Source organism: Marinomonas sp. IMCC 4694 (assembly GCF_008122525.1).
Lineage (GTDB): Bacteria > Pseudomonadota > Gammaproteobacteria > Pseudomonadales > Marinomonadaceae > Marinomonas.
The window spans coordinates 1,287,632-1,304,917 of the sequence record NZ_VSRV01000001.1 but is presented as its reverse complement, the minus strand read 5'-3'; the positions used below and the strand labels follow the sequence as shown (position 1 = coordinate 1,304,917).

Below are 17,286 nucleotides of genomic sequence, written 5' to 3'. Positions count from 1 at the left end.
TTCGACACGCTGAGTTACGGCGGCCTACTTAGAAGACCTAATCCTAAGTTGATGACCATAAAAAGCGGCTTGATTTACACACTCTTCATACACATCAAAATGACACGGATCACAACACCGTTAATGGCGTATCTTTTTTGGCTCGTGCATAACTCGCATTTTTCTTCGATGCTCAACAAACTCATTGCTCAGGGTATAATCCCCCTGATCGGTGTGCTCCAGCGCACCACGATCGATAAGAGCATTTAAGGTTTTGGGCAGGACTTTTTGTCGACGTTCGCCCTTGATAAAATAAAACTGCTCGTCTAATTGGATGAGTTTAAAACCAGATTCTAAATACCCAATGCATAAATTTTGAGTAGGCGTTAACTTGAGTTTCATTGTCCACCTCGCTTTGCCGTCTCTTATTTGGCCGTTTTTCGTTCCTGTTAACTATAGACCGTTTTTTTGACATCCGTTTTTTTTCATTCTGAACGTGACTTAACACTCAGCGCAGAACGACAAACTGAAAGCATAAAAAAAGGAAGGCACTCGCCTTCCCTTTTAATGTAAACGCTTCCGTCTTACTGCGCTACTCAGCAAACACGACCGTCTTATTACCGTGGACGAGCACTCGATCTTCTAGGTGATAACGCAAGCCGCGAGATAACACCAATTTTTCGATGTCTTTACCCAAGCGCACCATGTCTTCGGCTGTATGACTGTGGCGAACACGAATCACATCTTGTTCAATAATTGGGCCAGCGTCCAGATCTGCCGTCACATAATGGCACGTCGCGCCGATCAATTTTACACCACGAACCGCGGCCTGATGGTAAGGCTTAGCACCAATAAAGGACGGTAAGAAACTGTGATGAATATTGATGACCCTGTGACGATATTTCTCGCACAAATATTCAGGAAAAATCTGCATATAACGCGCAAGAACAATGGTTTCGGCCTTGGTCGAGTCGATGCAGGCTTCAATTTCTTGAAAAGCAGGCATTTTATTTTCTTTCGGCACCGGAATGCAAAAATAGGGGATTTTGTACCACTCAACCATAGATCGTAAGTCTTCATGATTGGCAATTACCCCCACGATATCACAGTTCAATTCCCCCGTGTGCCAGCGATGCATGATGTCGTTTAGACAATGGGATTCTTTGGTCGCCAACAAAATCACTTTAGGGCGATCATCACTGTCTTTCACATACCAACGCATCGCATAAGCTTGTGCAATCGGTTCGAATTCTTGACGAAAAGTCTCTACGTTGATATTCAAACTTTCGGCATCAATATCATGGCGCATAAAAAACCATTTTTGTTCCAAATCCGTGTGGTGGCTCGCTTCGATAATAGACCCTTGGCGATCATTCAAAAACTGGCTGACCGCCGCGACAATGCCTACCCTGTCTGGACAACTAATAACCAGACGAAATGTTTTTTTTCTCATAAGGCAATCTTAAAAACCTAAAAAATATATTACTAACAAGTTGAAACGTTTGGCATACCACGACTGTGATCTACCAAGGGCTACCGATGACCAACGATTAAGACTTAAACTTAATCAAATAGCACTGGTGAATTTTGCCGTTACGATCAAAATCTGGGTCTAACGTTTCACTGGTAATGTTCTTGATATTGAATTCCTGTTCAAGATCCGCATCAAGGACAAAACGACGATAGTTATTGGAAAAAATAAGCTCGCCGCCTCGCGCTAATCTCGCCATCGCCAAACGCACTAACTCACCATGATCTCGCTGTATGTCTAACACATCGGCCATTTTCTTTGAATTCGAAAACGTCGGTGGGTCCATAAAGATCAAGTCAAATTTATCACGGCTTTGCTTGAGCCACTCGATGCAATCGGCGCGTTCCACTTGGTGATGCAAATCTGAAAATTCGTTTAGCTCGATGTTACGACGCGCCCACTCTGTATAAGTATTGGACATATCAACGCTCAACGAGTTGCGCGCTCCGCCTTGGCCTGCATGCACCGTCGCTGTCGCCGTATAGCAAAATAGGTTTAAGAACCGCTTGCCGTTGGCTTTGTCTTGAATCAATTTGCGCACGGGACGATGGTCGATAAACAAACCTGTATCCAAGTAATCTTTTAGATTCACAATAAAATCGCAACCGTATTCTTCAACGATCATTTCATGTTTGGACTGATCCAATTTTTCGTATTGCTCTTTGCCCGTTTGACGCAAACGACGCTTTAAAATCACATTCGATTCGGCAATGTTCAATGCGGTTGGAATCGCTGACATCACCTCAAACAAACGCTGTTTGGCTTTTTCTGGGTCAACGCTTTTTGGCGCTTGATACTCTTGAACGTGCGCCCAATCCTTATAAATATCAATTGCCACGGCATACTCAGGCATGTCGGCATCGTAAACGCGGTAACATTGGATCTTGTTTTTATCGACCCACTTTTTCAGTTTTTTTACGTTTTTCTGCAGGCGATTGGCGAACATTTGCGCGCCCGGTGTCATGGCGGCTTGCGCCACCACATCTTCTTTTATCTTGCCTGCTAAAAGCGGGAACAAATAGGCGCGACATTCGATGCCACCGTTGATCACGCGGGTGCTTTTTTCAGGACGAACCGGAATTTGACGCGCCAAGTGGTCGTTGCTGGTCAGCATCATAAACTGCCAACCGCGTGCGTGCGTTACTACCCATTCGCCTAACTCACGATACAGAGCAATCAGCGCCATCTCATCGCCGATACGTTCGCCGTAAGGCGGGTTACAAATAACCAAACCTGGCAGGGCTTCGTTAATCGCAAACTCGTGCTCTTGAAATGGCGTCATGCTGACATCAATCACGCCAACCAAACCAGCGCGTTTGATGCTTTCACGGGACGCCGCAATCGCTCTTTGATCGCGATCCGTACCTTGGAAACGCAAGCCTAATTCGTCCGCATTACGCTTACGGTTCTTGGCAAAGTCACTTAATTGTTGAAACAGGCGGTGATCGTGCTGCTTCCAGCCTTTGAATCCCCAATACTGACGACCCAGACCAGGCGCCATGTCCAACGACATCATCGCCGCTTCCACTAAAAAAGTGCCCGAGCCACACATAGGGTCGATCAGCTGCGTTAAACCACAGTCTTTGTGCCAACCGGCGCGCAATAATAACCCTGCGGCTAAGTTTTCTTTCAGTGGCGCCATGCTGCCTTGTTGGCGATATCCACGGCGGTGCATACTTTCGCCAGATAAATCGATACTCACCGTCACCACTTCGCGCTTAATACGCAAAGCAATGCGCACATCGGGCTGTTCTTTTTGCACACTTGGGCGCTCGCCAGACAAATCCACAAAGTAATCGGCAATCGCATCTTTGGCGCGCACGGCACCGAATTGCGTGTTACGAATATGGTGGTTAGTACCGTGGCAATCAATCGCGATGGTATCCGTTGCGGCCATGTGCTCGGACCAGTTGATTGCTTTCACGGCATCATAAAGGTCGTCTGCAGAATCGATTTTGAAATTAGCAATCGGCAACATAACACGCGTCGCCACACGAGACCAAAGGCAGGCTTTGTACATGCCTTCTAAATCGGTGCTCAACTTCACCTGACCTTCACCAAAGCGCGTTTGGGTTAACCCTTCGCTGTGCAATTCTTTTTCTAAGACATTTTCTAACCCAAGCGGACAGGTGATTTCTAACGCATAAACCTGACTGGTTGAGTCGGCTGTCTGTAATTTTGTGCTCATTTTTAACATACTTTTTTAATATCAATGAATGTGTCGCGCGTAAAAAGCTTAGAAGCAGTAAACTTACAAGTCTAGCTCTCGTTCGCGATAGTAAGCGTCTGTGGTTGCAATGGCTTCTTTGATCAGCTCTGGACCATGGTAAATAAAACCAGAATAGATTTGCACTAAGCGCGCGCCCGCTTGCAATTTTTCAACGGCATCAGCGCCACTGGAAATGCCACCGACGCCAATAATCGGCAAGGTGTCTTTTAAATGTTCCGCCAATACTCGAACCACATGGGTAGACGCATCGCGCACCGGCGCACCGCTCAAACCGCCGGCTTCTTTTTCAAACGCATGACCCGCTACCGCCTCACGAGACAAGGTAGTATTGGTGGCGATAATGCCATCGACACCCTGAGCGACCAAGGTGTCAGCGACCATTTTGATTTCATCGTCGGTCATGTCTGGGGCGATTTTCACTGCCAAAGGCACGCGTTTACCGTGCTCGGCTTCGTAACGATCTCGAGCGGAACACAAGGGAGCAATTAACTGCGCCAAGCTGTCGCCAAACTGCAGGCTGCGAAGACCAGGCGTGTTAGGCGAACTGATGTTAGCGGTGATGTAATCAGCGTATGGGATCACTTGGGTTAGACAAGCTAAATAATCAGCGGCCGCATCTTCCACGGAGGTGGTTAAATTCTTTCCGATGTTAACACCCAGAATGCCAGGATAACGGTGCTTTTTAATGCGCGATACCAAATGATCCACGCCTTTGTTGTTAAAGCCCATGCGATTGATAATGGCTTCATGCTCAGGCAAACGGAACAAGCGTGGTTTCGGGTTACCCGACTGACCTTTTGGTGTTACTGTCCCGACTTCCACAAAGCCAAAGCCTAATGCACCCAGCGCTTCAAACGCATCAGCGTTTTTATCTAAACCGGCGGCCAAACCTACGGCATTAGGGAAGTGCAACCCCATCACATCAACGGGTTTGGTAGAAGGCATGTCTCCTAGGAACTTGTTTAGGCCCAATCGGCTGCTTGCCCCAAGAAGCTCTAAAGACAAGTCATGGGACACTTCAGCGTCCAATTTAAACAACAATGAGCGCGCGAGTTGGTACATAGGTAAAGCTCCTAGGCGGTTAACATTAGACAGCGCTATCTAACTTTTGTAACGCTAATCAATTTATTCGAATCGTCGAATTCAACCTCAAAGAAGCCGTAAATTCCTTGGTGAGTAACAAAACGCTGAAAGGCCGACAAAGGCAACTGGATTTTTCGTCCGTCTGTGCTGCTCGCCACAAGATTTTTCGCCAACCCTGTGTACATCGCTTCATACTTCAATGCGGACAAGGCCACATTTAATACCACTTTTGCCATTCTTTTGTCCTGTACTTACATTACCCTTACAGAGAACACTCTGTGCGTAAAGAATTGAATCCGATAAGATGGACGCTATTATATTGTGTTGACACTTTTTTTGACAGAAGTATAAGGAATCTAGGTTCGATGGTAGCGCTAATTGAACAACTAAAAAACCACCTAAACCGTGCCGTTGTTGGCCAACCCGATTTGACCCATGAATTACTGGTCGCCCTTATTGCCAATGGTCATGTTCTGCTTGAAGGCCCACCGGGGATTGCCAAAACCACGGCCGCTAAGGCCTTAGCCAGTGCCATCGACAGCCACTTTCAACGCATTCAATTCACGCCGGATTTGCTGCCTGGCGACGTGACTGGCTCCGATATTTATCAGCAAGAAACCGGAGAATTTAGCTTCATCCCCGGCCCCATCATGAACGACATTGTGTTGGCCGACGAAATTAACCGCGCACCAGCCAAGGTTCAGTCTGCGTTACTGGAAGCCATGGGTGAACGACAAGTCACCGTAGGCAACCACAGCTACGCCTTGCCGGCGTTATTTTTTGTGATCGCCACACAAAACCCCATTGAACAAGAAGGCACGTATCCATTGCCGGAAGCACAGCTTGATCGCTTCATGATGAAAATTCATTTAGGTTACCCAAGCGCCGCCAGCGAATTAGAAGTGCTGCGCTTAATTCGCCAACAGGATTTACACAAGACAACGTCCAGCGCAACGGCGCCCATTTGCACGCCAAGCGACATTATTGAGTTACAACAAAAGGCTTTGTCTTTGTACATGTCAGACAGTGTGGAGCGGTACATAGTCCAGCTTATTATGGCAACCAGACACCCTGAGCTGTACCTTGGCGACGCTGGCAAGGGCACGGACTTGATCGAGTTTGGCGCCAGCCCTCGCGGCACCTTGGCGCTGGACCGTTGCGCCCGCGCCAACGCGCTACTCAATGGTCGCGATTTTGTCACCCCAGACGATGTGCGACAGATTGCTCTGCCCGTTTTACGTCATCGCGTTATCACCACGTTCGAAGCACAAGCGGCCGGTTTATCCGTGGATGATTTATTAAAACGACTGATCAGCCACGTTCCAGCGCTGTAATGCCAAGGCTGCTTCATAAGGCAAACCAAACATGAGCCCATTATTAGCCCCTGACTCACCTGAATTAGATGACACGCATTTTGCCCTTTTAGCCCATTACGCCAAACATCTTGGCCGTGCGCCAAAAGCCATGCGCTTTGCCTCGACCACAGGTGAACGGCGCTCTCGGCAAAAAGGCCACGGCATGGAAATGCTTGAGCTTCGCGCTTATCAAGCCAGCGATGATTTTCGGCACATTGACTGGCGTGTCACAGCTCGCACCGGCCAAGCTCACACTCGACTTTACGCTCAAGAAAACGATCACCAACGACTGCTATTACTAGACTTATCCAGCCGCGCTTACTTTGGCACCCGACACACTTTTATTTCTACTCGGTTTATTCAGTTGGCTGGCATCATCGCGTGGCGAGCAAAACAGCAAGGCGATACGTTATCGTACCGTTTGCTGTTTGGAAATGAAGCCTGTGCCGATCAACAAGCCAGCGCTTTACCACGACTATTGAAGCAGCTAAAAGACGCGTCACGTCTTTATCATCGAACAAATAATGCATTACGACCCGCCGCATGGTCAAAACACGCTCTCACGCAACACGCACACAACAAAGACGTCATCATTTTAACGGACAAACCCTACTGGGAAGAAATCGACGACACCGCGCTGTTGCAATTGGCCAAACACAACAGCGTACACTGGGTACAAATTATCGACAGCAACGCCTTTAATTTACCTACCGGACAGTATCAAATGGCCGACGTAAGCGGTGTAAAAACCGTGTCTATCAGCGAGCGCAGTATCCAACACGCCAAGACGGATTTTGTCGAGCACAATGCACAGTTTCGACAAGATCTGGCTAGACTTGGCATACGCCATCATGTGTTTGATTTGACCGAGCCGCCAGAAAATATCGCCCGATACTTACTGTCACAAGGGGCGTTACGCTGATGACTTCGGTTGCAAAAACAATGACAGAGGCTTCCAGCACGATTGAATTGCCTAATAAAGCCTATTTATTGCCAAAATACATCGCCATGTGGCCCCCTGTTTGGTGGACTTGGCTTCTGGTCGCCGCCCTTCTCGTCGTCTTACTGGCGATTTGCTTTTTCAGCTACCGACGCTATCAACAACGGGGCTATCGCCGTGACGCCTTAACGTCGATTAAGAGCATGCCAGACAACCTAAATAACAAACAATACATCTTGCTTTGCCATGAAATGGTTCGTCGATGTTTAATCAGCGAGCGCCAGCAGTTACTTGCCTCGCTGCCAAGCACTGTGTTGTTTGAAAACCTAGACAGGCATCTGCCAAAAAAGCATCGGTTTGGCTCTCTTGGTGCGGTATTTATAGAAGGTCCTTATCGTCCGCAGATCGAATTAACCTCCGAGCAACGCACACGGATGATTCAGGTAACCTGTTATTGGATAAGGAAGCACCATGCTTGAACTCACTTGGCCTTGGTTTTTATGGCTGCTACCTGTTCCCTTGCTTATGTATTTCTTACCGGAATCAAAAACCAACACCCAGGCTATATGGTGGAATAACACAGAACAACTGCAGCATTATCAAGACCATAAGGCGGCCGCCAAACGCCCTACCTTAAAGTATATGATGTTGCTGGCCGCGTGGGGGTTATTAGTAACCGCCATGACGCAACCCATTTGGCTTGGCGAACCCACTAAAGTCACTCCTTCGGGTCGAGATTTACTGATTGCCTTGGATTTATCCGGCAGTATGCAAGTGTCCGACATGACACTGAACGACGAGCCGGCGAATCGACTCAATGCTGCAAAATCCGTTTTGGCCGATTTTATCGAAGCACGACAAGGCGATCGTATCGGCATTATTGTATTTGGATCAAAAGCCTACTTACAGGCGCCGCTCAGTTTCGATACGCATACTATTAATCAGTTGGTGCAAGAAGCGCAAATTGGCTTCGCTGGGGAACAAACCGCGATTGGCGACGCCATTGGGTTGGGAATAAAACGACTCGAAGACAAACCTTCCGATAAAAAAGTCCTAATATTGATGACCGATGGTGCGAACACCGCGGGCCGCGTGCAACCGCAACAGGCCGCAGCATTTGCACAATCACAAAATGTGCGCATTCACACCATCGGAATCGGAGCTGACAGCATGGTAGTACAAAGCTTTTTTGGTGCGAAAGTTGTTAATCCTTCCAGTGATTTAGATGAAACACTGCTCAGAAATATTGCGGCACAAACTGGCGGGGAATATTTCAGAGCAAAAAGCACGCAAGACCTTCAAGCCATTTACCAGACCTTGAATGATTTGGAACCAACGCCCGATGAAGCCGTATGGCAACGCCCTCTAACCAGCTTATTTCACTGGTTAAGCCTCGCGTCGATGGTATGTTTAGGATTATCTTTACTGGTAGGCCGTCAGCTTGCTTGGCGTCAACGTGCGGAACAAACAGGAGACGACGCATGATGCTCTTCGACTGGCTGCATTTTGAACGACCTTGGTGGCTTTTGCTTATTCCTGCCACCCTAGTTTTGGCTCGCTTTGTGACGAATCCAGCCTCACAACAGAACGCATTAAAAGCAGTCATCGCCCCCAATTTATTCAAACACTTGGTTTACACGAATACGACCAGTCACCGCAATAAATGGCTTGGCATAGTCGCTGTGTGTTATTGCTGGATTGGAATAGCGGGCATCAGCTGGACTCAAGCCCCAACGACCATGTTTGAAAACACTCAAAAAACCGTGCTCGTGGTGGACCAATCTTTGTCGATGTACGCCACCGACATTCAGCCAAACAGACAAACACAATTAAAACAAATCATTCGAGATATCTTAGATCAAAGCAAAGAAGGCGACATTGCTCTGGTTGCGTTTGCTGGCGAAGGCTTTGTGATCAGCCCATTTAGCCAGGACAGAGAAACCATCATGCACTTTCTTTTGGCTTTAGATCCACGCATTATGCCCGTCTATGGCAGTAATTTAAGTCATGGCATTGAAACGGCACTCGCATTAAATAAAGACAGTCTGTCACCGATACACCTGATTATATTCACTGATGATTTAAGTGAGGAGGACAAAATACGCGTTCCCGCTTTACTCAAAGATCAAAACATTCGCCTAGACTTGATTGCTGTGGGCACTCAAAAAGGCGCGTTAATTGAGCTACCTGACGGACAAGTTCTCAGACAAGATGGCAAACTGGTCATCCCCGGCACACCAATGGCCGAACTCAACACCTTAACCACGGCATTGAATGGAATCTTTCATCAGGGACGACTCAGCCCAGAAGAACTGGAAAAAATCACCGAGGTATCAATTGATAACGATCAGACGAAAAAGGCACAAAATCAAAGCACTCAGTGGATGGATCAAGGCCACTGGTTTGCCCTACCGTTTTTGCTCTGGTTAGCGTTTCAATTTAGAAAAGGCCTGATGCTGATCTTATTGGTTAGCATCATCTGGGTTCCTTCTGACCCACTCCAAGCCTCACCACTGGACTGGTTTTTGACACCGGATCAAAAGGGGCAAAAAGCCGTTGATCAAGGAGACTGGAGGAGCGCCGAACAAGCATTCTCCGACCCAAAATGGAAAGCAGCCTCTGCTTATGCGTTAGAAGATTACGAGTCTACCGTTGAAACCTTAAACACACTGAGTAACAGAAGCGCGGCGGAAAACTACAATATGGGCAATGCGCTGGCCCTATCCGGCGACACACAAGCTGCTATTAGCGCCTATGAAACCGCACTAGAACAAGATCCATCACTGCTAGAGGCAAAAGAAAATCTAGACTATTTAAAACAACAGCTAGAACAAGAACAAGAACAACAAGAGAAAAGACAACAAGAACCCACTTCAGATCAAAACAGCGAACAAGGTAAATCATCCGACACAGACGAACCAAACCCATCTAATGCAGAAGACGATGCAAAAAATGATAATAAAAAAGACGAAACACAAGACAAAAAGAAACCACCTGAGGATAATGACTCACCTGAAAACGCAGTAAACGAGCCATTAGGTGAGTCGCCCACCACCCCATTAGACCAAGAAAAAACACAAGCACTCAACCAATGGTTACGACAAATTCAGGATGACCCGGGGTTACTGTTACAGCGTAAACTCTGGTATTTACATCAAGAAAGACGCAATGAAAATAGATTTTCACAAGAGGATGGGCAAAACCCATGGTAATAAAGCACTATCTTTTAACACTACTCTCTAGAAATACGTCGTTTCAATTGCGTTATGCTGTGGTTACTTTTTTTCTGTGTGTTTTTTTAACCAGCCCTCTCTATGCTGCCAGTGTCACGGCGTCGCTAAGCAATAAAGTATCCATTGAAAATGAAGTCATTCAACTCACTCTACGAGCGGACTTTTCTGACACCGGAGACGGTCCCGATCTCACGCCGCTAGAACGCGACTTTACCATTTTGGGTAAAAGCCAAAATAGTCAGTTTAGTTTTAATTTGGGGACAAGTACGGCATTAAATTTCTGGGTAATCAACTTGATGCCAAAGTCAGTCGGTACGATTGAAATTCCCTCTATCAAGATTGGTGACTATCAATCTGACCCCATCCGAATTCTTGTAAAAAGCTCCCCTCAATTGATGGACAATAATGGCAACCCACCCGTTATGATAAAGTTGGAAGCCTCTGAGACAGAGCCTTACTTACAAGAACAAGTCATTTTGAGTGTGAAACTGTATACCTCAGTCGCCTTACAGAACGCCAATCGCTCAATACCATCTCACCCTGATTTAGTCGTTGAAAGACTGTTTGACGATCAAATGAGCTATCAAACCGTCAATGGCACCCAGTACCAAGTTGTTACTCGTGAGTACTTGGCCTTTGCCCAGCGCAGCGGAACCCTTACAGTTCCGGCACAAAGCATACAAGCCATGATCAATACATCTACTGGAAGAAGAATGATCAAGGTTCAAAGCGATCCCCTGACACTGCAAGTTCTGCCGATTCCCGCCAGCTATTCCAATGATGCTTGGCTGCCTAGCCAAAACGTTACCATTACCACCGAGCTAACCAAAACCAACGATTCGCCTAGGGTGGGCGATACGCTCATCTGGACCATCACCATGCAAGCCGATGGCGCGCTTCCTGAACAAATCCCTACCATCGAATTTAACAGCACTCGCCACTATAAGCTTTACCCTAAGCCTCCGAAATTTGACACTCAAAAAAGCCGCAGTGGCGTCATTGGGCAACAGACGATTATCATTGAAGTAGTACCAACAGAAGAAGGCACCTTAACACTACCCCCCATCAGTATCTCCTATTGGGATACGCAACAAAGCCGCTTGAACACCGTCACTGCCGTTACGCCCAGTATCAACATTGCTCCCTTACCAATAATGGTTAAGCAGAAAACAGACGCCCTTGATGACAAAGTGATCGTAGATGCACCTCTGCCACCACAAACGCGTTCAGTCGCCCCTATATCTTTAGCTAAAACACAGCCATTAAAACCGGCAGAAAAACCTACCGCAACCGCCTTAATCGCCTCGTCGAATGAAGCTCCCACTTGGTCTATTAAACAATATCTTGTGACGGGATTATTAGTATTGGCTTTACTGATGCTTAGCTTGTGGGTACGGATGGGGTGGAAGCAACGTAAAACAGAGCCCACCCGCGTCGACGACGTACCTACTTTGGAACAGTTTGCCCCCCTCAATACTCGTGACGAGACCAGCGCCTTCGAGGCGCTCATTGACGGCTGCCAACAAAACGATTTGCAACAGCTAAGATCGCGATTATTGGAATGGGCTCGTCACCGGTGGGGAGATGAGGAGATCCGTAGTGTCGATGACATAAAACGTCTCACCAGCGTTCAAGTGACTCAGCTTCTTATGGAAGCAGAACTGATGATGTATTCCCAAAACCCGACACATATTTGGCAGGGCGAGCCGCTTGCAGACGCCCTTCAAGAATTCACAAGTGGTAAAGAAAAGCCGTCTCAAGCCAGTCAGCTAAAAACTCTATACCCTAATTTCTAGCCGCCCCATAATCAAATAGTCAACCGAAGGTACCCACTACCCAGGTAACGATGGGGGGACAAAAAATACACAAGACATTCTGTTGAGCAACACAAAAAAAACCACCATAAGGTGGTTTTTTATAGGTTATCACGGGTTAACCTTCGGTCAATATAGAATAATTATCGCACTATCTTAGCGGTATTCTTAAGCAACGCCTGCTGACTCTGTGTGCTGAGGCTCACTTGAGTTTGCGTTAAATAACGCTCATAGGCCAGTTGTTGATCCTCTGGAACCTCCTCTGCCCCCACACCTACACTATTTAGTCTAACCAAAACCACATCACCATTGGATAAGTCTTTGATCTGAACCACCGGTTGATTTGCTATTGGATGAGGCAGGGTAAAGGCCAATGACGCAATTTCATCTTGACCACGTTTCGCATTGGCCACGAAAGACCACACCGTCATCTCTGATGCTTTAGCGGCTTCGGCTTTTAGCTTAAGTGATTCCAACGCTTTATTTTGCACAACAATAGAAGTGACTTGTTCTTTAGTCGAATCATAATCCTGCACCGCTTCTACCTGACGATCGTTTAAATGAATAATCGCAACTTGATCATCATTCAACTCTACAAGATTACTGTTCTGGCCATCTTCTAAAACAGACACACTAAACGCGGCCGCCACAAAACTAGCATTGCTAGTAATCTCATCAGCCCCACCCTCACGACTAAAATAATCACTTTTCTGCACATCAACATTGTATTCTTTAGCGATCACATCGAGTTTATCGCTCGCATAAGCCAAATCTGTGATGTCTTCATGAGCGGTTAACAACGCATCCCTCGCTTTGATATCAAGTAAGGTTTGCTTAAGCTGCGCTTCTTGCGACGCAAAACTTGGCACTTCCGGTGTCGTGATGTCATTTAATTGGATCAAATGATAACCAAATTGCGTTTTAACCGATTTGATCTCACCTTTTTTCATTCCAAACAAGGCATCGTCGAACGTTGGGTCTATGGTGCCTTTTTCAACATAGCCCAGGTTTCCGCCATCGTCTTTAGAACCCAAATCATCCGAATATTCTGCCGCTAAATCAGCAAAAAGGGCGCCTGAATCTAATTTAACTTGAACTTCCTCAAGCCGTTTCTGAGCTGCATCATCTGTCTTATCCGAAGTATCAATCAGAATATGAGATGCAAACCTTTCTTCTTGAACAAGGCCATTGATAGACGCTTGGTAGGCGTCTTTCAACTCGACATCGGTAACCGACACTCGACTGTAAAAATCAGAACTGGACACAACAACATAATCCACCTTCACTTGCTCCGGTGTTTTAAAGTTGTCTTTGTTTTCATCGTAGTACGCTCTTAGCTCTGCTTCGGATACGCTGGTATTTTCAGACTCGTCCGCCAAAGAAAAAGACACATAATCATAACTTCTCTGCTGTGCTTGCAACTGTGAAACGTCATTGATTTGATACGGTAAAACAAATTCAGAACCTGAAATGGCATTACGAGGCTGCTGAATCAAAACGTCTTGTTTGATTCGCTCTTTAAAAGCAAGCGGGGTATACCCTAGTGAATTAATTAGGTTTAAATACTTGTTTTGATCAAATTGTCCGTTGGTTTGGAATTGCTCAGCCTGCAACAAGTACGTATTGACCTGAGCATCAGAAACCCCTAAACCCAAACCCTGCGCCTGATTAACCAGCACGATACGCTGAACTAATTCGTCTAAAGCGCGGCGTTGTAACACATTATCTTCTAACAAGGCAGGATTAACCTGACCGCCCATCATAGAAATTAATTGTCGACGCTGTGTTTCCGCACCTTGCAACATATCAGTACGACTGATGCCAACACCATCGACTTCCGCCACGGTATCGGATGAGCTTAAACTTTGAACCAAGGCATCAACACCAAACAGAGCAAAAGTCACGACGATAAAGCCGACGATAATTTTTACCACAATGCCTTGGGACTTATCTCTTATATCCTGGAGCATTACTGCCTCCAAATGAATGAATGAAATTACAAATAAAAAAGGTGCATTCCGCTTGGAATACACCTTTTGTGTCTAATGGCGGAACAGACGGGACTCGAACCCGCGACCCCCTGCGTGACAGGCAGGTATTCTAACCAACTGAACTACTGCTCCAAAAACCTTAGTTTACAGCGTCTTTAAGACCTTTACCGGCTTTAAAACCAGGAACTTTCGCTGCTTTGATTTGGATTTCCTCACCAGTTTGAGGATTACGACCTGTACGTGCTGCGCGCTCTTTCACTGCAAAAGTACCAAAACCAACTAGTGTAACCTGCTCACCTTTTGCTAGAACCGCTTCAATAGCTTTCAAAGTCGCGTCAAGAGCATTACTAGCAGACGCTTTAGATAAATCAGCAGACGCTGCAATAGCATCAATCAATTCAGATTTGTTCACGTTGTACCCCTTCAGTATTATCGTAGTGCTTTAAATTTTTTCGGTACAGTATAAATACCTACCAACAAAGCAGAGCAAGAAGTTATACAAGCCCTGCATGCTCCCTGTCAACACAGATTATGCCCCTAATGATGACTGACAGTTTCTTGTTCATCAACAGTTTTTTCACTTGAAGGTAAGGTTTCTACCTTTTTTGGTGAAGGAATGTACTCTAAAGCGATATCCAAAACTTCATCGATCCATTTTACCGGTATTACCTTGATATCTGCTTTAATGTTCTCAGGAATTTCCTTCAAATCACGTGCGTTTTCTTGAGGAATAATAACGGTTTTAATTCCGCCTCTATGGGCGGCCAGTAACTTCTCTTTAAGTCCACCTATAGGAAGCACTTCGCCACGTAGTGTAATCTCTCCCGTCATCGCCACAGACGCCTTAACAGGGATTTTTGTCAACACAGAGACGATAGCCGTACACATTGCTACTCCCGCACTCGGGCCATCTTTCGGAGTCGCCCCCTCTGGAACATGCAAATGCAAATCTGTTTTTTCATGAAAATCTGCATCAATACCCAAACCAATCGCACGGCTTCTAACCACCGTTAGCGCTGCCTGAATAGACTCCTGCATCACGTCGCCCAAAGAGCCTGTTTTGACGTGGCGACCTTTACCCGGCACACCCGCCGCTTCAATAGTCAATAACTCACCACCGACGGACGTCCAAGCCAATCCAGTGACCTGACCAATTTGATTTTTTTCTTCCGCTTTACCGTAGCTGAATTTATGAACACCGGAAAAATCTTCTAAATTAGCACTGCTCACATCGACAGCTTTGGCCTCTTTCGCGCTGCTTAATGCTTGCTGCTTGACAACGCGACGACAGATTTTACTCAACTCGCGCTCAAGCCCTCGCACACCCGCTTCTTTGGTGTAATAACGAATCACATCCATTAGGGCTTCATCAGACACCTGAATTTCACGCTCTTTTAGTCCTGACAATTTAATTTGTTTCGGCAATAAATAGCGTTTAGCAATGTTTAACTTTTCATCCTCGGTATAGCCAGGAATTCGAATCACTTCCATACGGTCTAACAGTGGCCCCGGAATGTTCATACTGTTGGATGTACAGATAAACATGACATCAGATAAGTCAAAATCCACTTCCAAATAATGGTCGTTAAACGTGTGATTTTGCTCAGGGTCAAGCACTTCTAATAGCGCCGACGCAGGATCACCCCGCTGATCCATGCCCATTTTGTCAATTTCATCAAGCAAGAAAAGTGGATTTTTCACCTTTACTTTAGCCAATTTCTGCAACAATTTACCAGGCATTGACCCTATGTAGGTTCGGCGATGGCCGCGAATTTCAGACTCATCACGCACACCACCCAGCGCCATACGAACATACTGACGATTAACCGCTTTCGCTATAGATTGACCAAGGGACGTCTTACCTACTCCTGGTGGACCGACCAAACACAATACCGGCCCTTTTACTTTTTTAACGCGCTGTTGGACCGCAAGGAACTCTAAAATACGCTCTTTCACATCTTGAAGACCATAATGATCTTGGTTTAGGATTTTTTCAGCGTAAGCCAAATCATTGCGAACTTTGCTGCGCTTTTTCCAAGGTAATGACGTTAGCCAATCAATATAACCCCTGACCACCGCCGCTTCCGCCGACATGGGCGACATCATGCGTAACTTTTTCAGCTCGCCTTCTGCTTTCTCTTTTGCCTCATCAGACATACCGACTTCCGCAATTTTCGCTTGCAGCTGATCCAGCTCATTACTGCCATCTTCCATGTCGCCAAGCTCTTTCTGAATGGCTTTCATTTGCTCATTCAAATAATATTCACGTTGGCTTTTTTCCATCTGCTTTTTAACGCGACTGCGAATGTTTTTTTCAAGATGAGCAATGTCCAGCTCACCATCCATCAAGCCGATTAGATATTCACCACGCAATGTTAAAGAGTCCATTTCCAGCACTTTTTGCTTATCTTCAAGCTTTAAGCTCATGTGGCCCGTAATGTTGTCGATTAACTTGGACAAATCATCGATCGACTTTAGCGACGCCACGACTTCTGCAGGTATCCGCTTACTGCCAGCAACGTACTCATCGAGCTGTTTTAATAAGGCGTTACGAATCACGCCGTGCTCGGTTTGATCTTCGTCTTGAGTATCAAGTTCACTAATCCGACCTAACACAAAGCCGTCAGCTTCTTCCATTTTCTCAAGGCGAGCTCGCTCAACACCTTCAACCAACACTTTTACCGTTCCATCCGGTAAACGTAGCAACTGCATCACTTTCGCTGTTGTACCTATCGCATAAAGATCATTTAAAACAGGATCATCTTTAGAGGCGTCCTGCTGAGCAATAAGAAACACTAATTTGTCGCCTTTCATCGCCGACTCTAAAGCTGCAATGGATTTAGCACGACCCACAAAAAGTGGCAACACCATATGCGGATACACCACCACATCACGAAGTGGCAACATTGGCAGGAGCAAAGAATCTGTCATATTTTTTTCCAATCCGGGCGCATGAGTAAAAGCGCACTTTGTTATTTCAACTTTGATTAGGAAAGAGATAAGGCCGAAGCGCGAAATTACAAGCACATTCACCCAGTGAATTTAGTCTACAGAGTAATAATTGACGAGAAAACATAAAAAAGGCCAAATTCAAGCAATAACACTTAAATCTGGCCTTTTCGTAAAGAGG

14 protein-coding genes and 1 tRNA gene are annotated in these 17,286 nt (G+C 46.2%); 6 read left to right on the top strand and 9 right to left on the bottom strand.

Annotated elements, in window-relative coordinates; translation table 11 throughout:
* Window positions 1-120 precede the first annotated feature (120 nt).
* The 5 genes from FXV75_RS05925 to FXV75_RS05905 all read right to left on the bottom strand — a co-directional run bounded on the left by FXV75_RS05925 (window position 121) and on the right by FXV75_RS05905 (window position 5,059).
* Entirely contained in the window at window positions 121-381 is a 261-nt protein-coding gene (locus FXV75_RS05925; RefSeq protein WP_148831629.1) for a formyltetrahydrofolate deformylase, read from the bottom strand.
* Window positions 382-571: 190 nt separating this feature from the next.
* Window positions 572-1,432, bottom strand: a complete 861-nt coding sequence (purU, locus tag FXV75_RS05920; protein WP_148831628.1) for a formyltetrahydrofolate deformylase — start codon at window positions 1,430-1,432, stop codon at window positions 572-574.
* Window positions 1,433-1,529: 97 nt separating this feature from the next.
* Entirely contained in the window at window positions 1,530-3,698 is a 2,169-nt protein-coding gene (gene rlmKL / locus FXV75_RS05915) for a bifunctional 23S rRNA (guanine(2069)-N(7))-methyltransferase RlmK/23S rRNA (guanine(2445)-N(2))-methyltransferase RlmL (protein ID WP_148831627.1), read from the bottom strand.
* A gap of 63 nt (window positions 3,699-3,761) precedes the next feature.
* On the bottom strand, window positions 3,762-4,802 hold the full coding sequence (locus FXV75_RS05910; protein WP_148831626.1) for a quinone-dependent dihydroorotate dehydrogenase: 1,041 nt from the start codon (window positions 4,800-4,802) through the stop codon (window positions 3,762-3,764).
* 35 nt (window positions 4,803-4,837) lie between these two features.
* A complete protein-coding gene (locus tag FXV75_RS05905) occupies window positions 4,838-5,059 on the bottom strand; it encodes a DUF2835 domain-containing protein (RefSeq protein WP_148831625.1) in 222 nt (73 codons plus the stop codon).
* A 129-nt stretch (window positions 5,060-5,188) separates the two neighbouring features.
* On the opposite strand from FXV75_RS05905, the gene FXV75_RS05900 reads away from it, so the two are divergent.
* The 6 genes from FXV75_RS05900 to FXV75_RS05875 are packed head-to-tail and all read left to right on the top strand — an operon-like array spanning window position 5,189 to window position 12,147.
* The gene (locus FXV75_RS05900; RefSeq protein ID WP_148831624.1) at window positions 5,189-6,157 is read left to right on the top strand and encodes an AAA family ATPase; all 969 of its coding nucleotides are present in this window, start codon (window positions 5,189-5,191) and stop codon (window positions 6,155-6,157) included.
* Window positions 6,158-6,188: 31 nt separating this feature from the next.
* Window positions 6,189-7,100, top strand: a complete 912-nt coding sequence (locus FXV75_RS05895) for a DUF58 domain-containing protein (protein ID WP_148831623.1) — start codon at window positions 6,189-6,191, stop codon at window positions 7,098-7,100.
* Complete coding sequence (locus tag FXV75_RS05890) at window positions 7,100-7,597, top strand: DUF4381 family protein (protein ID WP_148831622.1); 498 nt, start codon at window positions 7,100-7,102, stop codon at window positions 7,595-7,597. The genes FXV75_RS05895 and FXV75_RS05890 overlap by 1 nt, the downstream gene beginning before the upstream one ends.
* Complete coding sequence (locus FXV75_RS05885; protein WP_148831621.1) at window positions 7,590-8,603, top strand: VWA domain-containing protein; 1,014 nt, start codon at window positions 7,590-7,592, stop codon at window positions 8,601-8,603. The genes FXV75_RS05890 and FXV75_RS05885 overlap by 8 nt, the downstream gene beginning before the upstream one ends.
* Entirely contained in the window at window positions 8,600-10,330 is a 1,731-nt protein-coding gene (locus tag FXV75_RS05880; protein WP_148831620.1) for a VWA domain-containing protein, read from the top strand. The genes FXV75_RS05885 and FXV75_RS05880 overlap by 4 nt, the downstream gene beginning before the upstream one ends.
* Window positions 10,324-12,147, top strand: a complete 1,824-nt coding sequence (locus tag FXV75_RS05875) for a BatD family protein (RefSeq protein ID WP_148831619.1) — start codon at window positions 10,324-10,326, stop codon at window positions 12,145-12,147. The genes FXV75_RS05880 and FXV75_RS05875 overlap by 7 nt, the downstream gene beginning before the upstream one ends.
* A 161-nt stretch (window positions 12,148-12,308) precedes the next feature.
* Here FXV75_RS05875 and FXV75_RS05870 read toward each other — a convergent pair whose 3' ends face one another.
* From FXV75_RS05870 to lon, 4 genes are all read right to left on the bottom strand, one after another.
* Window positions 12,309-14,135, bottom strand: coding sequence for a SurA N-terminal domain-containing protein (locus FXV75_RS05870; protein WP_148831618.1), 1,827 nt, complete (start codon window positions 14,133-14,135; stop codon window positions 12,309-12,311).
* Window positions 14,136-14,211: 76 nt separating this feature from the next.
* Window positions 14,212-14,288 (bottom strand) — tRNA-Asp (locus FXV75_RS05865).
* Between the two features lie 7 nt (window positions 14,289-14,295).
* Window positions 14,296-14,568, bottom strand: coding sequence for an HU family DNA-binding protein (locus FXV75_RS05860; RefSeq protein ID WP_148831617.1), 273 nt, complete (start codon window positions 14,566-14,568; stop codon window positions 14,296-14,298).
* Between the two features lie 125 nt (window positions 14,569-14,693).
* Complete coding sequence (gene lon, locus FXV75_RS05855; protein ID WP_148831616.1) at window positions 14,694-17,087, bottom strand: endopeptidase La; 2,394 nt, start codon at window positions 17,085-17,087, stop codon at window positions 14,694-14,696.
* Window positions 17,088-17,286: the final 199 nt, after the last annotated feature.

What these genes read in the sequence shown, in the direction of transcription:
- FXV75_RS05880 (WP_148831620.1), top strand. Translation starts at nt 8,600, where the DNA reads ATGATGCTCTTCGACTGGCTGCATTTTGAACGACCTTGGTGGCTTTTG.
- FXV75_RS05890 (WP_148831622.1), top strand. Translation starts at nt 7,100, where the DNA reads ATGACTTCGGTTGCAAAAACAATGACAGAGGCTTCCAGCACGATTGAA.
- FXV75_RS05870 (WP_148831618.1), bottom strand. Translation starts at nt 14,135, where the DNA reads ATGCTCCAGGATATAAGAGATAAGTCCCAAGGCATTGTGGTAAAAATT.
- FXV75_RS05895 (WP_148831623.1), top strand. Translation starts at nt 6,189, where the DNA reads ATGAGCCCATTATTAGCCCCTGACTCACCTGAATTAGATGACACGCAT.
- FXV75_RS05910 (WP_148831626.1), bottom strand. Translation starts at nt 4,802, where the DNA reads ATGTACCAACTCGCGCGCTCATTGTTGTTTAAATTGGACGCTGAAGTG.
- FXV75_RS05925 (WP_148831629.1), bottom strand. Translation starts at nt 381, where the DNA reads ATGAAACTCAAGTTAACGCCTACTCAAAATTTATGCATTGGGTATTTA.
- lon (WP_148831616.1), bottom strand. Translation starts at nt 17,087, where the DNA reads ATGACAGATTCTTTGCTCCTGCCAATGTTGCCACTTCGTGATGTGGTG.
- FXV75_RS05885 (WP_148831621.1), top strand. Translation starts at nt 7,590, where the DNA reads ATGCTTGAACTCACTTGGCCTTGGTTTTTATGGCTGCTACCTGTTCCC.
- rlmKL (WP_148831627.1), bottom strand. Translation starts at nt 3,698, where the DNA reads ATGAGCACAAAATTACAGACAGCCGACTCAACCAGTCAGGTTTATGCG.
- FXV75_RS05900 (WP_148831624.1), top strand. Translation starts at nt 5,189, where the DNA reads ATGGTAGCGCTAATTGAACAACTAAAAAACCACCTAAACCGTGCCGTT.
- FXV75_RS05875 (WP_148831619.1), top strand. Translation starts at nt 10,324, where the DNA reads ATGGTAATAAAGCACTATCTTTTAACACTACTCTCTAGAAATACGTCG.
- purU (WP_148831628.1), bottom strand. Translation starts at nt 1,432, where the DNA reads ATGAGAAAAAAAACATTTCGTCTGGTTATTAGTTGTCCAGACAGGGTA.
- FXV75_RS05905 (WP_148831625.1), bottom strand. Translation starts at nt 5,059, where the DNA reads ATGGCAAAAGTGGTATTAAATGTGGCCTTGTCCGCATTGAAGTATGAA.